This is a genomic window from Nocardia sp. NPDC050697 (genome assembly GCF_040654395.1).
Classification (GTDB): Bacteria; Actinomycetota; Actinomycetes; order Mycobacteriales; family Mycobacteriaceae; genus Nocardia.
This window is the reverse complement of sequence record NZ_JBFAHY010000008.1, coordinates 171,705-186,173: the sequence shown is the minus strand read 5'-3', so window position 1 is coordinate 186,173 and position 14,469 is coordinate 171,705. Positions and strand designations below refer to the sequence as shown.

10 protein-coding genes are annotated in these 14,469 nt (G+C 75.5%); 5 read left to right on the top strand and 5 right to left on the bottom strand.

Annotated features, from left to right (window positions below):
- Positions 1-8: 8 nt before the first annotated feature.
- The 3 genes from AB0H71_RS26095 to AB0H71_RS26085 all read right to left on the bottom strand — a co-directional run bounded on the left by AB0H71_RS26095 (position 9) and on the right by AB0H71_RS26085 (position 2,008).
- Positions 9-743: a VOC family protein gene (locus tag AB0H71_RS26095; RefSeq protein WP_357026010.1), complete on the bottom strand. Its 735-nt coding sequence runs from the start codon at positions 741-743 to the stop codon at positions 9-11.
- 183 nt (positions 744-926) lie between these two features.
- A complete protein-coding gene (locus AB0H71_RS26090) occupies positions 927-1,232 on the bottom strand; it encodes an MGMT family protein (RefSeq protein WP_357026009.1) in 306 nt (101 codons plus the stop codon).
- Positions 1,232-2,008, bottom strand: a complete 777-nt coding sequence (locus tag AB0H71_RS26085; RefSeq protein ID WP_357026007.1) for an alpha/beta fold hydrolase — start codon at positions 2,006-2,008, stop codon at positions 1,232-1,234. The genes AB0H71_RS26090 and AB0H71_RS26085 overlap by 1 nt, the downstream gene beginning before the upstream one ends.
- 163 nt (positions 2,009-2,171) lie before the next feature.
- Between AB0H71_RS26085 and AB0H71_RS26080 the strand changes: the two genes are divergently transcribed.
- Positions 2,172-5,723 (top strand): ATP-dependent DNA helicase, encoded by a 3,552-nt coding sequence (locus tag AB0H71_RS26080; RefSeq protein ID WP_357026330.1) that lies wholly within the window; start codon positions 2,172-2,174, stop codon positions 5,721-5,723.
- Positions 5,654-9,208 carry an ATP-dependent DNA helicase gene (locus tag AB0H71_RS26075; protein WP_357026005.1) on the top strand — a complete coding sequence of 1,185 codons (3,555 nt, stop codon included), beginning with the start codon at positions 5,654-5,656 and terminating at the stop codon, positions 9,206-9,208. Before AB0H71_RS26080 ends, AB0H71_RS26075 begins: the two co-directional genes overlap by 70 nt.
- A 158-nt stretch (positions 9,209-9,366) precedes the next feature.
- Here the strand turns inward: AB0H71_RS26075 and AB0H71_RS26070 are convergent, their stop codons facing one another.
- Complete coding sequence (locus AB0H71_RS26070; protein WP_357026003.1) at positions 9,367-9,762, bottom strand: hypothetical protein; 396 nt, start codon at positions 9,760-9,762, stop codon at positions 9,367-9,369.
- A gap of 144 nt (positions 9,763-9,906) precedes the next feature.
- Between AB0H71_RS26070 and AB0H71_RS26065 the strand changes: the two genes are divergently transcribed.
- Together AB0H71_RS26065 and nudC are read left to right on the top strand one after the other, a co-directional pair.
- Positions 9,907-10,959, top strand: coding sequence for an NAD-binding protein (locus tag AB0H71_RS26065; protein WP_357026328.1), 1,053 nt, complete (start codon positions 9,907-9,909; stop codon positions 10,957-10,959).
- A gap of 20 nt (positions 10,960-10,979) precedes the next feature.
- Positions 10,980-11,879 (top strand): NAD(+) diphosphatase, encoded by a 900-nt coding sequence (nudC, locus tag AB0H71_RS26060; protein WP_357026001.1) that lies wholly within the window; start codon positions 10,980-10,982, stop codon positions 11,877-11,879.
- A gap of 1 nt (position 11,880) precedes the next feature.
- Here the strand turns inward: nudC and AB0H71_RS26055 are convergent, their stop codons facing one another.
- A complete protein-coding gene (locus AB0H71_RS26055; RefSeq protein ID WP_357026326.1) occupies positions 11,881-12,114 on the bottom strand; it encodes a mycoredoxin in 234 nt (77 codons plus the stop codon).
- A gap of 92 nt (positions 12,115-12,206) precedes the next feature.
- Here AB0H71_RS26055 and AB0H71_RS26050 point away from each other — a divergent pair, with 92 nt between their 5' ends.
- The gene (locus AB0H71_RS26050; RefSeq protein ID WP_357025999.1) at positions 12,207-14,381 is read left to right on the top strand and encodes an ATP-dependent DNA helicase UvrD2; all 2,175 of its coding nucleotides are present in this window, start codon (positions 12,207-12,209) and stop codon (positions 14,379-14,381) included.
- The last annotated feature ends 88 nt before the right edge of the window (positions 14,382-14,469 follow it).

The window sequence follows — 14,469 nt, the reverse complement described above, 5'->3', positions numbered from 1 at the left end:
GGGCGATGCTAGTTCGTCGGCCGGCCGCGCTCGGCGTCGACCAGACAGAACGGATTGTGCCCCGGGTCGGTGAAGCGGGTGCCGCCGCACGGCCCCGGCCCCGGCCTCGGGACCGCGCCCGCGGCGGTGAGCCGTTCGGCCGCGGTGGCGGCCGCGCGGGTGCCGAGCTCCAGGTGCAGCCGGTCGTCACCCGGTCCCGGGTGCGGGACGAACTCCAGCCAGGAGCCGAGCTCGGTGGGCGAGCGCAACCCCGCCACGGTGCCCTCGCGCGCGATCGGCCACCCCGATGCCGTCGACCAGAATGCCGCGAGCCGGGCCGGTGCCGCGGCGCCGACCACCACCGCGGCCAGCGCGCCGGTGCCCGCGTACTCCGGGCGCGGCTCCAGCACGCAGAACTCGTTGCCCTCCGGGTCGGCCAGCACCACCCACGGCACCGCGCCCTGGCCGATATCGAGGTGCCTGCCACCCAGCTCCAGGGCGCGCCGGACGCGGTCGTCCTGCTGGCGCGGGCTGTGCGTGGCGAGGTCGAGGTGCAGGCGGTTGGGGGTGGTGTGCGCGGGGGCGTCCGGCCGGGCGGTGCGGAAGGTGAGCGCCGGGCCGGGGAGGCCGGGGTCGGGTGCGGCGATATCGACCCGGTCGTCGGTGTCGAGGGTGACGGTCCAGCCGAGCAGCCGGGCCCAGAACTCCGCGAGCGTCCGCGGCCGCTGCGCGCGGACCGCGACGTACACCAGGCGGGTGGACATGGTTCCCACGGTACTTGCGGGCTCCCCGCAGCCGGGCCCGAACGACGCGCTCTTGTCCGGGGGCAACGGATAGCAGTGCCAGCGGCCCCCGACGTCCCGCCGGCGTAGACGCGGCGCTGGCTGGCTGCGGCACGCGACCCGGGCCCCGCGCCCCGCGGATCGAGACCCGCCGCGCTCGGATGTTCAGTCCAGCTCGGCGAAGGGGTACCGCACCTCGCGCAACCGCACTCGCCCGTCGACGATCGGCACCCCCTCGGCCGCGAGCAACCGCAACTGCCGCTCGGCGAGGTGCGCGGCCGGCCGCCCGCTCGCCCCGAGCACCCGGTGCCAGGGCAGATCACCGGAGTCGGTGCGCATGATCCAGCCGACCGTGCGCGCACTGGCGAGCCCGGCCGCCGCGGCCAGATCGCCGTAGGTGGTCACCCGCCCGGCCGGCACCGCCGCCACCAGCGCCCGCACCCGCTCGATCTGCTCGTCCCCGGTCGCCACTACAGCACCGAGCGGATGAGCGCCGCCGTCTCGGCGGGCAGCTCCTGCGCCACCATGTGATCGCAATCCCACTGCAGCAGCCGGAAATTCGACCCGAGCCGCGCCGAGATGGCCGCCAGGAACTCGGTCGTGAGGAACGGCGGCCGCACCCGCATGGCCTGTACCAGCACGGTCGGCAGCTCGGCGGGCGGTAACACGTACCCGCGCGCCAGCTGTCCCCAGTACGAGTTCACCGCCGGAATGCTCATCCGCCACCCCACCTGCCCGTTCGCCGTCGGCACCAGGTGCTCGTCCAGCTCCGCCTCCAGCAGCCGCGGCTCCACCGAGCCCCACCCGGTCTCCTGCTTGTCCCGGCGCGCCTGCGCCACGCTGTCGTAGTCGGGGTGGGCCAGCGAGGAGAGCGCGATATCGAGCATGCGCTCCGGCTCCAGCCCGATCGCCGAGTCCAGCAGCACCAGGCTGCGCACCAGGTCCGGCCGCCGGTGCGCGAGGTGCAGCGCGCAGGCGCCGCCGAACGAGTGCCCCACCAGCACCACCGGCCCGGCGTCCTCGGCCTCCAGCAGCGCGACGAGATCGGCGACGACCGTCTCGAAGTTCCACGGTGGCAGCCCGGTGGAGCGGCCGTGCCCGCGCAGGTCCGGCGCCAGCACGCGCGCCTCGGGCAGGTGCTCGGCGGCGAGCGCCTCCCAGCGTTTGCCGTGCCCGGTCACGCCGTGCAGTGCGAGGACCGCCGGACCGCTCTCCGGACCGAAGCGATGGACGTGCAGATCGGACATCCGGCCATTTTGCCGGGTGCCGGACGGCGGTGTCGCGGCGGCCGCCGCCGCGGAGCTGTCGGGGGCGTCTGTTGGAATAGCCGGCGTGGTGCGATCGGATAGCGCGGTGCGGCTCGTTCGCCGGCGGATAACCGCGCCCCGGATCCCCGTCCGGGGCGCCGAGGTGCGCGCGCTCTTCGCGGCCGCGGACGCCGGGCCGGTCCGGCCGGGGTGGCGGCCGTGGCAGGTGCTCGGCGGGCCGGGCACGGGGAAGACCACGCTGCTCGTCGAGTACGCGGCGGAGCGGATCGCGGCCGGCGTCGACCCGGGATCGGTGCTGGTCGTCACCTACTCCAAGGAGGCGGCGAACACGCTGCGGGACGCCGTCACCGCCCGGCTGCGCCCGGACGACGCCGACGAGGGCGGCGTCCCGGGCGCGAGCCGCGAGCCGCTGGCCCGCACCCTGCACTCCTACGCCTTCGCCATCCTGCGCCGCCACGCCACCAGGCACGGCAACCCGCCGCCGCGGTTGCTCACCGGTGCCGAGCAGGATGCCGTCGTCCGCGAACTGCTGCAGGGCGACCTGCTCGACATGGCCGCGGGCGCGCGGCTCTGGCCGCAGCGGCTGCAGCCCGCGCTGGGCCTCGCCGGCTTCGCCGATCAGCTGCGCGACCTCATGCTGCGCGCCACCGAGCGCGGGCTCGGGCCGGAGGATCTGGTCCGGCTCGGGCGCGAGCACGAGCGCGAGGAGTGGGTGGCGGCCGGGCGGTTCGCCCGCCGGTTCGAGGAGTCGCTGCTGCTGCGCTGGTCGGTCGGGGTGGAGGCGCCGGAGGCGAGCGCGCCCGCGCTGGACGCCGCCGAGCTCGTCGGCGCCGCGCTGGACGCGCTCGCCGCCGACCCCGAGCTGCTCGCCGAGGAGCGCGAGCGCATCCGCTACCTGCTCGTCGACGACGCCCAGCACCTGGACCCGCAGGCCGCGCTGCTGGTCCGCGCCATCGGCGCCGGAGCCGCGACCACCGTGCTCGCGGGCGACCCCGACCAGGCCGTCTTCACCTTCCGCGGCGCCGACCCCGCCTTCGTCACCGACCCCGGCGCCCCCGCCGACCGCCGTATCCTGCTGCGCCGCAACCACCGCACCGACGGCCCGATCGAGGTCGCGATCGCCCGCATCGCCGGGCGGTTGCCGGGGAACCCGCCGCACCGGGTGGTGGAGTCGGCGCTGGATATCGCCCGGGCCGTGCCCGCTGACCCCGCGGATCGGAGCCCGGTCCCCGGCCGCGCCGAGGCAGGAAGGCCATCCGGCGCCCCGCGGCCCGACTCCGGCCGGTCCGCGCCGGGCGGTGACCGAGCTGCCGCGGGGGCCGATGGCGATCCGGAGCGGGCCTCCGGGGAGCCGGATGGCCGCTCGGTATCGGGCGATGATCCGCGCAACGGCCCGGCAGACTCCGCCGCGCCGGACGACCTCCCCCCGGCCGAGGTGCGGGTGCGGGTGCTGGCGACCCCGGCGAAGGAGGCCGCGCTGGTCGCCGACCACCTGCGCCGGGCGCACCTGCGCGACGGCGTCCCGTGGTCGCGCATGGCGGTGATCCTGCGCTCGGTGCCCGCCTCGCTGGCCCCCCTGCGCCGCGCCCTGCTGGCGGCGGGCGTCCCGGTGCACCAACCGGCACCCGACGTCCCGCTGGCGCGCAGGCGCGGCGCCGCCTGGCTGCTGCTCGCGGTCCGCGCCCTGCTCGCGGGCGACGAGACCCGCCGCGGCCCGGACGGCTCCACCGCGCAGCTCTTCGAGCCGGAGGACGCGCTCGACCTGCTCGCGGGGCCGCTCGGCGGCGCCGACCAGATCGCGCTGCGCCGGCTCCGCCGCGGTATCCGCCGCGCCGCGCTGGAGCGCGAGCCCGATCCGGACGACCGCTCGTCCGCGGAGGCGCTGCGCGACATCATCGTCGGCACCGGCGACAGCGCCCTGCTCGACCGGCTCACCGAGGTCGAGTCCGCGCCGCTGCGCCGCACCCTGACCGCACTGAAACGCGGCCGCGCCGCCCGCCGCCGCGGCGGCGCCGTCGAGGACGTGCTGTGGGCGCTGTGGACCGGCTCCCGGCTGGAGCGCCGCTGGGTCGCGCAGTCCGAACGCGGCGGCGCCGTCGGCATGCAGGCCGACCGCGACCTGGACGCCGCGGTCGGCATCTTCGACGCGGCCGCCGCCTACGTCGACCGGCTGCCCGGCGCCAGCCTGGAGGGGTTCGTCGAGTACGTCCGGCAGCAGGAGATACCGCAGGAGTTCTCCGCCCCGGTCGCCCCCGGCGACGCGGTGGAGCTGCTCAGCGCGCACGCCGCCGCCGGCCGCGAGTGGGACGTGGTCGCGGTGGCCGCGGTGCAGGAGGGGCTCTGGCCCAACCCGCGCCCGCGCGGCACCCTGCTGCACACCGAGGACCTGGTCGACCTGTACGGCGGCGTCTCCGGCGCGGGCGAGCGGGTGAGCCGGGCGGCGCCGATCCTGGCCGAGGAGCGCAGGCTGCTGCTCGTCGCGTGCAGCCGGGCGCGGCGCTCGCTGCTGGTGACGGCGGTCGAATCGGTCACCGGCGACCGGGATCTGGTGCCGTCGCGCTTCCTCACCGAGCTGCTCGGGCACAGCGACGACGGCGAGCCCGGGGTGCTCCCCGTGGCCGATCCGGGCCGGGCGCTGGTGCTGCACGCGCTCGTCGCCGAGCTGCGCGGCGTGGTCTGCGACCCGGAGGCGGACGACGAGCGGCGCGACCGGGCCGCGCACCAGCTGGCCCGGCTGGCCGCCGCCGGGGTGCGCGGTACGCACCCGGACGAGTGGTACGGCACCGGCGCGCCGAGCACCGCCGAGCCGCTCTGGGCCGACGACGGCGCCCCGGTGAACCTCTCGCCCTCCACCGTCGAGCTGCTGCGCACCTGCCCGCTGCGCTGGGCGCTGGAGCGCAATGGCGGCAGCGACGGCGAGAACCCGTACGCGCTCAAGGGGAACCTGGTGCACACCCTGGTGCAGGCGCTGGCCGGGAAGGTGCCGGAGGAGCGGGTGCGGGACGCGCTGTACGAGGCGTGGGCCAATGTCGAGCCGGGCACCGGCTGGCACTCGCGCCAGGAGCTGCGCCGCACCGAGGGCATGCTGGAGAACTTCCTGGCCTGGTTCCGCGCCACCCGCGCCGAGCTCACCCAGGCCGGGGTGGAGATCGCCGTCGACTGCCTGCTCCCCGCCCGCGCCGAGGGCGAGCCGCCGGTGCGCATCCGCGGCCGGGTGGACCGGCTGGAGCGCGATGCCGACGGCCGCTTCGTCATCGTCGACGTGAAGACCGGCAAGAGCCCCGTCACCAAGCAGGCCGCGGCCGACCACGCCCAGCTCGCCACCTACCAGGTCGCGGTCGCCGCGGGTGCCCTCGACGCCGCCCTGGCAGCAGCGGCCGCCGAACCGGGCGACGCAGCCCCACCCGACCCGCAGCCAGCCGCCGAACCCGCCTCCGGCCCCGAACCGCAACCCCCGGGCGGCGCCCGCCTGGTCTACGTCGCCGTCCCGAACACGAAGCAGGGGGCGGCGGAACGCGCCCAACCACCGCTGGCCGACGAGGCACTCGAGGGCTGGCGCGATACCGTGCACGATGCGGCGGGCGCGACGAAAGGCCCCGGCTTCCGCGCCGTCCGCAACGAGGGATGCAGGCACTGCCCGGTCACCGGGTGCTGCCCGACGCGCGACACGGGGAGGCAGGTGACCGACGAGTGAGCGCCCCCGGCGCGTTCCCCGGCCCCGCCGTGACCCCGCACGAACTCGCCGACGCCCTCGGCCTCCCCCCGCCGACCGACGAGCAGGCCGCGGTCATCGCCGCCGAGCCCGGCCCGGCCCTCGTGGTCGCGGGCGCGGGCGCGGGCAAGACCGAGACCATGGCCGCCAGGGTGGTCTGGATGGTCGCCAACGGCCTCGTCGCCCCGGACCAGGTACTCGGGCTGACCTTCACCCGCAAGGCCGCGCAGCAGCTCACCGCCAGGATCCGCACCCGGCTGGCCCGGCTCGCCGGCGCCCCCCTGCTCCGCGACCTCGACCCGGGCGGCGAGCTGCGCACCCTGCTGGCCGGCGCCGAGCCGGAGATCAGCACCTACCACTCGTACGCGGGCAGGCTGCTCACCGAGCACGGCCTGCTGCTCCCGGTCGAGCCCTCCGCCACGCTGCTCACCGAGACCCAGCTCTGGCAGCTCGCGCACCAGGTGGTGCGCGGCTGGGAGGGCGAGCTGGACACCGACCGCACCCCGGTCTCGGTGACCGAGGCGGTGCTCGCGCTGAGCGGCCAGCTCGCCGAGCACCTGGTGGAGCCGGAGCAGCTGGCCGAGGCGCACACCGAGCTGGAGAAGCTGGTCTTCACGCTGCCCGCCGGGCCCCGGCAGCGCGGCGGGCCGAGCAAGGGGCTGCAGGACATCGTGGCCGTGCAGCGCGAGCGGGTCGGGCTGCTCCCGCTGGTGCGCCAGCTGGCGGAGGCGCTGCGCCGCCGCGGCGCGCTCGACTTCGGCTCGCAGATGTCGCTCGCCGCCCGGCTCGCCGCCGAGCACCCCGAGGTCGGCGCCGCCGAGCGGGACCGCTTCCGGCTGGTGCTGCTCGACGAGTACCAGGACACCGGCCATGCCCAGCGCATCCTGCTCGCGGCGCTCTTCGGCGGCGCCCGCGCCGCGCCCGCCCCGGACCGGCTCCCGCTGGCGGTGACCGCGGTCGGCGACCCCATGCAGTCCATCTACGGCTGGCGCGGCGCCTCCGCCGCCAACCTGCCGCGCTTCACCACCGACTTCCCCGCCGCCCCCGGCGTGCCCGCCCCGACGCTCTCGCTGCTCACCAGCTGGCGCAACCCGCCGGAGCCGCTGGTGCTGGCCAACCTGGTCTCGGAGCCGCTGCGGCGCAGGGCGATCGACGCGGGCGGCGTCACCGTGGCGCAGCTGCGCGCGGCCCCGCACGCCGGGCCCGGCGCGGTCGCGCTCGCCCTCACCGAGACCGTCACCGCCGAGCGCGACTGGGTCGCGGACCGGGTCGCCGCGGAGTGGCGGGCCAAGCGCGCCGCGGGCGAGCCGCCGCCGACCTCGGCGGTGCTGATCCGCCGCAATGCCGATGCCGCGCCGCTCGCCGAGGCGCTGCGCGAGCGCGACCTGCCGGTGGAGATCGTCGGGCTCGGCGGGCTGCTCGCCGCCCCCGAGGTCGCCGACGTGGTCGCCACGCTGCGGCTGATCGCGGAGCCGGGCGCGGGCAGCGCCGCGCTGCGGCTGCTCACCGGCGCCCGCTGGCAGCTCGGCATCGCCGACGTCGCCGCGCTGGCCAGGCGCGCCCGCGAGCTCTCCATCGCCCGCCGCCCGGACGAGGCGGCGGGCGACATCACCGACGCCGCCGGGCTCGCCGCCGCGCTGCGCGATGTCGCGCCGGAGCCCGCCGAGCAGGCCGGGCTGGCCGACGCCATCGCCGATCCCGGTGCCGCGGCGCACTACTCGGAGCCCGGCTACGCCCGGATCACCGCGCTGGCCAGGGAGCTGGCGGCGCTGCGCGAGCGGGCCGGGCAGCCGCTCACCGAGCTGGTCGCCGATGTCGAGCGGACCATCGGCGTCGCGGTGGAGACCCAGGCCAGGCGGGCCATGCTCGGCGCGGGCGCGGGCCGCGAGCACCTGGACGCCTTCGCCGACGTGGTCTCCGGCTATGCCGCCGACTCCGACGCCACGCTGGCCGGGCTGCTCGCCTTCCTGACCGCCGCCGAGTCGGTGGAGAACGGGCTGGAGCCCGGCGAGATCGAGGTGGCCAAGGACCGGGTGCAGATCCTCACCGTGCACGCCGCCAAGGGGCTGGAGTGGGAGGTGGTGGCGGTCCCGCACGTGGCCGCGGGCGTCTTCCCCTCCGGCACCGGCTCGTCCACCTGGCTCGGCGCCCCCGCCGAGCTCCCCACCGCGCTGCGCGGCGACCGGGCCACCGCCGACTCGGTGGAGGGCGTGCCGGTGCTCGACCTGCTCGAGCTCGGCGACCGCGCCGACCTGGACCGGGCCATCGGCGAGCACAAGGAGGAGCTCGCCGCGCGCAGGCTGGACGAGGAGCGGCGGCTCTTCTACGTGGCGCTCACCCGCACCGAGCGGGTGCTGCTGGTCTCCGGATTCTGGTGGGCGGAGACCGGCTCGAAACCCAAGGGCCCGTCGGACTTCCTGCTCGAACTGCGGGAGGCGGGCGAGCGGACCGACGGCCTGCTGGAGCTCGCGCACTGGGTCGACCCGCCCGAAGACGGCGCCGAGAACCCGCTCACCGACGAGCCGATCGGCGCCGACTGGCCGCGCGACCCGCTCGGGCACCGCCGCGCCGCGGTCACCGGCGGGGCCGAGCGGGTGCGGAGCGCGCTGGCCCGGCTGCGCGCCGAGGATGCCGATCATGCCGTCCCCCCTGGGTCGTCGAGCCCGGACGACCCCAGTGTGGCAGCGGGGTCCGACACCGAACCCGACCCGGACGGCTGGGCCGACGACGTGGACGCGCTGCTCGCCGAGATCGCCGCCGAGCGCGCGACGGGGGAGCGGGAGGTCGAGCTGCCCGGCCGGATCCCGGCCACCGCGCTGGTCGACCTGCGCGCCGACCCGGCCGCGCTGGCGGCCCGGCTGCGCAGGCCGCTGCCCTACCCGCCGAACCCGATGGCGCGCCGCGGCACCGCCTTCCACGCCTGGGTGCAGCGCTGGTTCGCCGCCGACCAGCTGCCCGGCCTGGACGAGCTGCCCGGCGCCGCGGACGCGGGCGCGGCGGCCAAGGACGCCGAGCTCGCCCGCATGCAGGAGCGCTTCCTCGGCTCCACCTGGGCCAACCGCACCCCGATCGATGTGGAGATTCCCTTCGAGACCACCATCGCAGGCACCGTGGTGCGCGGCCGGATGGACGCGGTCTTCGCCGACGCGGACGGCTGGACCGTGGTCGACTGGAAGACCGGCGCCGAGCCGGACACCGCCGACGAACCCGCGCTGGCCATGCAGCTCGCGGTCTACCGCGTCGCCTGGGCCCGGCTCATGGCGGGCCGCACCGGCGCCCCCGAGGCCGAGCTGCTCGGCAAGGTCACGGCCGCGTTCTACTACGTCCGCACCGGCCGCACCGTCGCCCCGAGCGGCCTCGCGGGCCCGGAAGAGCTCGCGGAACTGGTCCGCGCGGCTGCCCCGGCCCGCGACGGCGACGCCACGGGCGCGACCGGGCAGTGGCTCGAGGACGATCCGGAGGCCTAGGCCCTGTCTCGAAGTCCCATCCGGCGCCTCCGCGGCCCGGATCACCGCCTGGCCGCGTTGTCGTCGTCACCGATACAACCCCGGTATCGGCTCCTCCTCCGCCTTGCCAGGCGGCGATCCGAGCCACGGATGCATCCGGCCGGACTTCGAGACAGGGCCTAGCCCCGCGCCTTGCGGCTCACCGAGAGCGCCGTCGTGATCATCGGAATCTGCAGCGGCAACCGCAGGATCGACCCCAGCTTGAACAGCGGCGACGCCTTCGGATTGGTCGTCACGTCCACTGCCATCTGCAGATTGGCCGGGAACACCGCGAGGAAGAGCAGCGCGGCGAGCTTGCCGCCGAACCCCCTGGTCCGCGGCACCGCGAGGGCGCCTGCCACGGCGAGCTCGGCGACCCCGGAGGCGTAGGTGTAGGTGCGCGCCTGCCCCGGCAGCACCGGCGGCACGATGGAATCGAAGAACTTGGGGGTGACGAAGTGCATCACGCCCGCGCCCGCGAGCCCGGCCGCGAGCAGCAGCGCGGGACGGCGGGCGGGGTCGGTGGTGGTTGCCATGCTTCACCCTGACATTCGCCCCCCGTTCGCGTCGAGCCCCGACGCCGTCCGCCGGATCGGTTAGGCTGCCGTGCTGTGCCGGAGGAAGATGCTGGGCTCCGCGAGGATCGGCTCGGCGAACGAAGCGGGCGGGTCTTCGCCGATCTGCGATTGCGGCCGCGCGCCGTCGGGCTGACCGGGCGCCCGGATTTCGCCCTCGTCGGCGTGCTGCGCATCCCGGAGATCCAGAGCAGCCCGTGGATCTCGCTCACCCGCCGGGTGCTGTTCGCGATCTTCCTGCTCTTCTTCGCCGCCTTCGTGGTCTGGCTCGGCCGGGACGGCTACCGCGACAACTCCGGCGACGAGCTCTCCTTCCTCGACGCGTTCTACTACGCCACCGTCTCGCTCTCGACCACCGGCTACGGCGATATCGCCCCGATCTCGCCGGACGCCAGGCTGGTCAACATCATCGTCATCACCCCGCTGCGGGTGCTCTTCCTCATCGTGCTGGTCGGCACCACCCTCGGCGTGCTGACCGAGCGGTCCCGGCAGGCGTTCAAGATCCAGCGTTGGAGGCACCGCGTGCGCAACCACACCGTCGTCGTCGGCTACGGCACCAAGGGCCGCACGGCGATCGACGCCATGCTCGGCGACAATGTCCAGCCCGGCGACATCGTCGTGGTCGACACCGATCTCGCCGCGCTGGAGACCGCGGCCAATGCCGGGCTGGTCACCGTGCACGGCTCGGCCACCCAGTCCGACGTGCTGCGCCTGGCGGGCGTGCAGAACGCCGCCTCGGTGGTGGTCGCCGCCAACCGCGACGACACCGCGGTGCTGGTCACGCTCACCGCCCGGGAGCTGAACAAGAAGGCCAAGATCGTGGTCGCCATCCGCGAGGCGGAGAACATCCACCTGCTGCGGCAGTCCGGCGCGGACTCGGTGGTCGTCTCCTCGGAGACGGCGGGCCGGCTGCTCGGCATCGCCACCACCACCCCCTCGGTGGTGGAGATGATGGAGGACCTGCTCACCCCCGAGCACGGCTTCGCGGTCGCCGAGCGTGAGGTGGAGCTCTCCGAGGTGGGCGGCTCGCCGCGGCACCTCAGCGACATCGTGCTCGGCGTGGTGCGCGGCGGCGACCTGATCCGGGTGGGCGAGCCCGAGGTGGACGCCATCGAGGCCGGCGACAAGCTGCTCTACATCAAGCGCGTCGCCAAATAGTTGCGCGCTAGGCTCGACGGGTGTCTTTCACGCTCAAGGACGTTCCGCTGCTGTCCCGCTCCACCATCGACCGGGCCGAGCACATCAGGGCCGACGAACAGGCGCTGAAGGAGGGCTGGGCCCGGGCCCTGCTGCTGCACGTGGACCGGCGCGGCCGGTTCCGCCGCACCGAGGGCGCGCTGGTGCTGGAGCCCGCCGTCGGCTACTCGGCCGAGCCGAGCCCGAACGCGGTCTTCCTCGGCACCGACCCCGACGGCAGGCACCTCTGGGCCATCCGGGAGCCGGAGCTCACCGGCGACCTCACCGACCTGCGCGCCATGGCGGGCGACCTGGACGATTACACCGCGGGCATCCTCACCGCGGCCATGGCCCTGTTGAACTGGCACGACAAGGCCGGTTTCAGCGGCGCCGACGGGGTCGCGACGGCGGCGAGCAAGGGCGGCTGGTCGCGCACCACCGAGGCCGGGCACGAGGAGTTCCCGCGCATCGACCCCGCGGTGATCTGCCTGATCCACGACGGCGCCGACCGGGTGCTGCTGGCCCGCCAGCACAGCTGGCCGCCCACCCTGTTCTCGCTGCTCGCCGGGTTCGTCGAGGCGGGCGAGTCGCTGGAGCGCTGCGTCGAGCGGGAGATGCTGGAGGAGGTGGGCGTGCACGTGCGCGACATCACCTACCTGGGCAGCCAGCCGTGGCCGTTCCCGCGCTCGCTCATGCTCGGCTTCGCCGCCGTCGGCGATGCGGAGGAGGAGCTGGTCTTCTCGGACGGCGAGATCGCCGAGGCGCACTGGTTCACCCGCGCGGAGGTCAGGGCCGCCCTGGAGCAGGGCGACTGGTCCGCGCGGGAGACCGGCTCCCGGCTGCTGCTGCCGAGCAGCATCTCCATCGCCCGCACCATCGTGGAGTCGTGGGCGGGCGTCTAGTTCAGGAGGAGATGCCGGACAGGATCTTCTTGACCTCGGCCAGCGTCGGGTTGGTGGCGGTGGAGCCGTCGGTGAACTTCACCGTCGGCACCACGTGGTTGCCGTTGTTGACGCTGCCGACGAACTCGGCGGAGGCGGGATCCTGCTCGATGTCGACCTCGGCGTAGGTGATGCCGTTCTCGTCCAGCTGCTTCTTCAGCCTGCGGCAGTAGCCGCACCAGGTGGTCGAGTACATGGTCAGCTGCGGGGTTGCGTCACTCACGATCGGAACAACGCCGCCGCGGCCGAACCTGTTCCCGCCCGGAGCTGTCGGCGCGCACTGCCATGATGGGAGCCGTGCCCCCCTTCGATCCCGCCGCGCTCGACCCCGAGCAGGCCGCCGCCGTGCGCGCGCCGCGCGGGCCGCTGTGCGTGCTCGCGGGCGCGGGCACCGGCAAGACCCGCACCATCACCTACCGGATCGCGCACCTGGTCTCGGCCGGGCACGTCAAGGCCGACCAGGTGCTCGCGGTCACCTTCACCGCCCGCGCGGCGGGTGAGCTGCGCGGGCGGCTGCGCGGCCTGGGGCTCGGCGGTGACGCGGGCCGGGTGCAGGCCCGCACCTTCCATGCCGCCGCGCTGCGGCAGCTGCGCTACTTCTGGCCGCAGATCGTCGGCGACGTGCCGTGGCGGCTCATCGACAACAAGTTCCCGCTGGTGGCGCGGGCCGCGCACGCCGAGGGGCTGCCGTCGGACACCGAGAGCGTGCGCGACCTGCTGAGCGAGATCGAGTGGGCGAAGGCCTCGCTGATCGCGCCGGAGGACTACCCGGCCGCGGTCGCCGAGCGCCGCCGCGACACCCCGCGCGAGGCGCTCCGGGTGGCCAGGGTCTACGACGCCTACGAGACCGCCAAGTCCTCCGCCGACGGCATGCTGCTCGACTTCGACGACCTGCTGCTGCACACCGCCGCCGCGCTGGAGGACTACCCGGCGGTGGCCGACGAGTTCCGCGAGCGCTACCGCAGCTTCGTGGTGGACGAGTACCAGGACGTCACCCCCTTGCAGCAGCGGGTGCTCGACTCCTGGCTCGGCGAGCGCGACGACCTCACCGTGGTCGGCGACGCCAACCAGACCATCTACTCCTTCACCGGCGCCAGCCCGCGCTACCTGCTCGACTTCTCCCGGCGCTTCCCGGAGGCGACGGTAGTCCGGCTGGAGCGCGACTACCGGTCCAGCCCGCAGGTGGTGTCGCTGGCGAACCGGGTGATCGGCGCCGCCCGCGGCCGGATCGCGGGCACCAGGCTGCAGCTGATCGGCCAGCGCGCGGACGGCCCGGAGCCGGTCTTCGCCGAGTACGACGACGCCCCCGCCGAGGCCGCCGCGGTGGCGAAGGAGATCGAGCGGCTGCTGGCGGCGGGCACCCCGGCCGCCGAGATCGCGGTGCTCTTCCGGATCAATGCCCAGTCCGAGGCGTACGAGGAGGCGCTGGGCGCGCTCGGCATTCCGTACCAGGTGCGCGGCGGCGAGGCCTTCTTCGCCAGGGCCGAGATCAAGCAGGGCGTCTCGGCGCTGCGCCGGGCCGCCGAGCGCGACGACCTGCCGGAGGCGGCGCGCCGCGGCGCCGCGCTGGCCACGCTCACTCGCGCGGCGCTGGCCCCGCTCGGGCTCACCGCCGAGGAGCCGGCGGGCGCGGGCGCGCGGGAGCGCTGGTCCGGGCTCACCGCGCTGGCCGGGCTGGTCGATGAGCTGGTGGCGCACGACCCCGAGCTGGACGCCGCCGGGTTGCTGCGCGAGCTGGCCGCCCGCTCCGAGGCCAGGCACCCGCCGACGGTGCAGGGCGTCACGCTGGCCTCGCTGCACGCCGCCAAGGGGCTGGAGTGGGACGCCGTCTTCCTGGTCGGGCTGACCGACGGCATGCTGCCGATCGGGCACGTCCTCGGCGACGACGGCGCGGTGGCCGACCAGCACCAGCTGGAGGAGGAGCGCAGGCTGCTCTACGTCGGCGTCACCCGCGCCCGCGAGCAGCTCCAGCTGTCCTGGGCGCTGGCCCGCAACAGCGGCGGCAGGCGCAACCGCCGCCGCTCCCGCTTCCTGAACGGCCTGGTGCCGGAGGATTCGCCGGCCTCGCGGATCGCCGCCGCGGCCGCGCCGGCCCGCAGCACCGAGCGGCCGCTCTGCCGGGTCTGCGCCAAGCCGCTGATCGGCACCTACGCCACCATGCTCGGCCGCTGCAGGCGCTGCCCGGCCGAGCTCGACCAGGTGCTGCTCGACGCGCTGCGCGCGTGGCGCGCGGAGAAGGCCGAGGCCATGCGGGTGCGCGAGTTCACCGTCTTCACCGATCTCACGCTCACCGCCATCGCCGAGCAGCTGCCCGCCGACGACGCGGCGCTGGCGAGCATCGCCGGAGTCGGCGCGGGCAAGCTCGAGCAGTACGGCGCCGACGTGCTCGCCCTCGTCCGCTCGCGCCGCACTACCACTCCGGCCGCTACCGCGAATGCCCCTGAAACTGCAGGTAGAAAATAGGTTGTGGCGTTATGGGGCGCCCGCCTATGGTGGATGAGCGCGCAACGGGAGGTCTCTCCCGCGCGCATCGGCCGGGCTCGCGCCCGGT

What these genes read in the sequence shown, in the direction of transcription:
- AB0H71_RS26095 (WP_357026010.1), bottom strand. Translation starts at nt 743, where the DNA reads ATGTCCACCCGCCTGGTGTACGTCGCGGTCCGCGCGCAGCGGCCGCGG.
- AB0H71_RS26085 (WP_357026007.1), bottom strand. Translation starts at nt 2,008, where the DNA reads ATGTCCGATCTGCACGTCCATCGCTTCGGTCCGGAGAGCGGTCCGGCG.
- AB0H71_RS26075 (WP_357026005.1), top strand. Translation starts at nt 5,654, where the DNA reads ATGCAGGCACTGCCCGGTCACCGGGTGCTGCCCGACGCGCGACACGGG.
- AB0H71_RS26070 (WP_357026003.1), bottom strand. Translation starts at nt 9,762, where the DNA reads ATGGCAACCACCACCGACCCCGCCCGCCGTCCCGCGCTGCTGCTCGCG.
- AB0H71_RS26055 (WP_357026326.1), bottom strand. Translation starts at nt 12,114, where the DNA reads ATGTACTCGACCACCTGGTGCGGCTACTGCCGCAGGCTGAAGAAGCAG.
- AB0H71_RS26050 (WP_357025999.1), top strand. Translation starts at nt 12,207, where the DNA reads ATGGGAGCCGTGCCCCCCTTCGATCCCGCCGCGCTCGACCCCGAGCAG.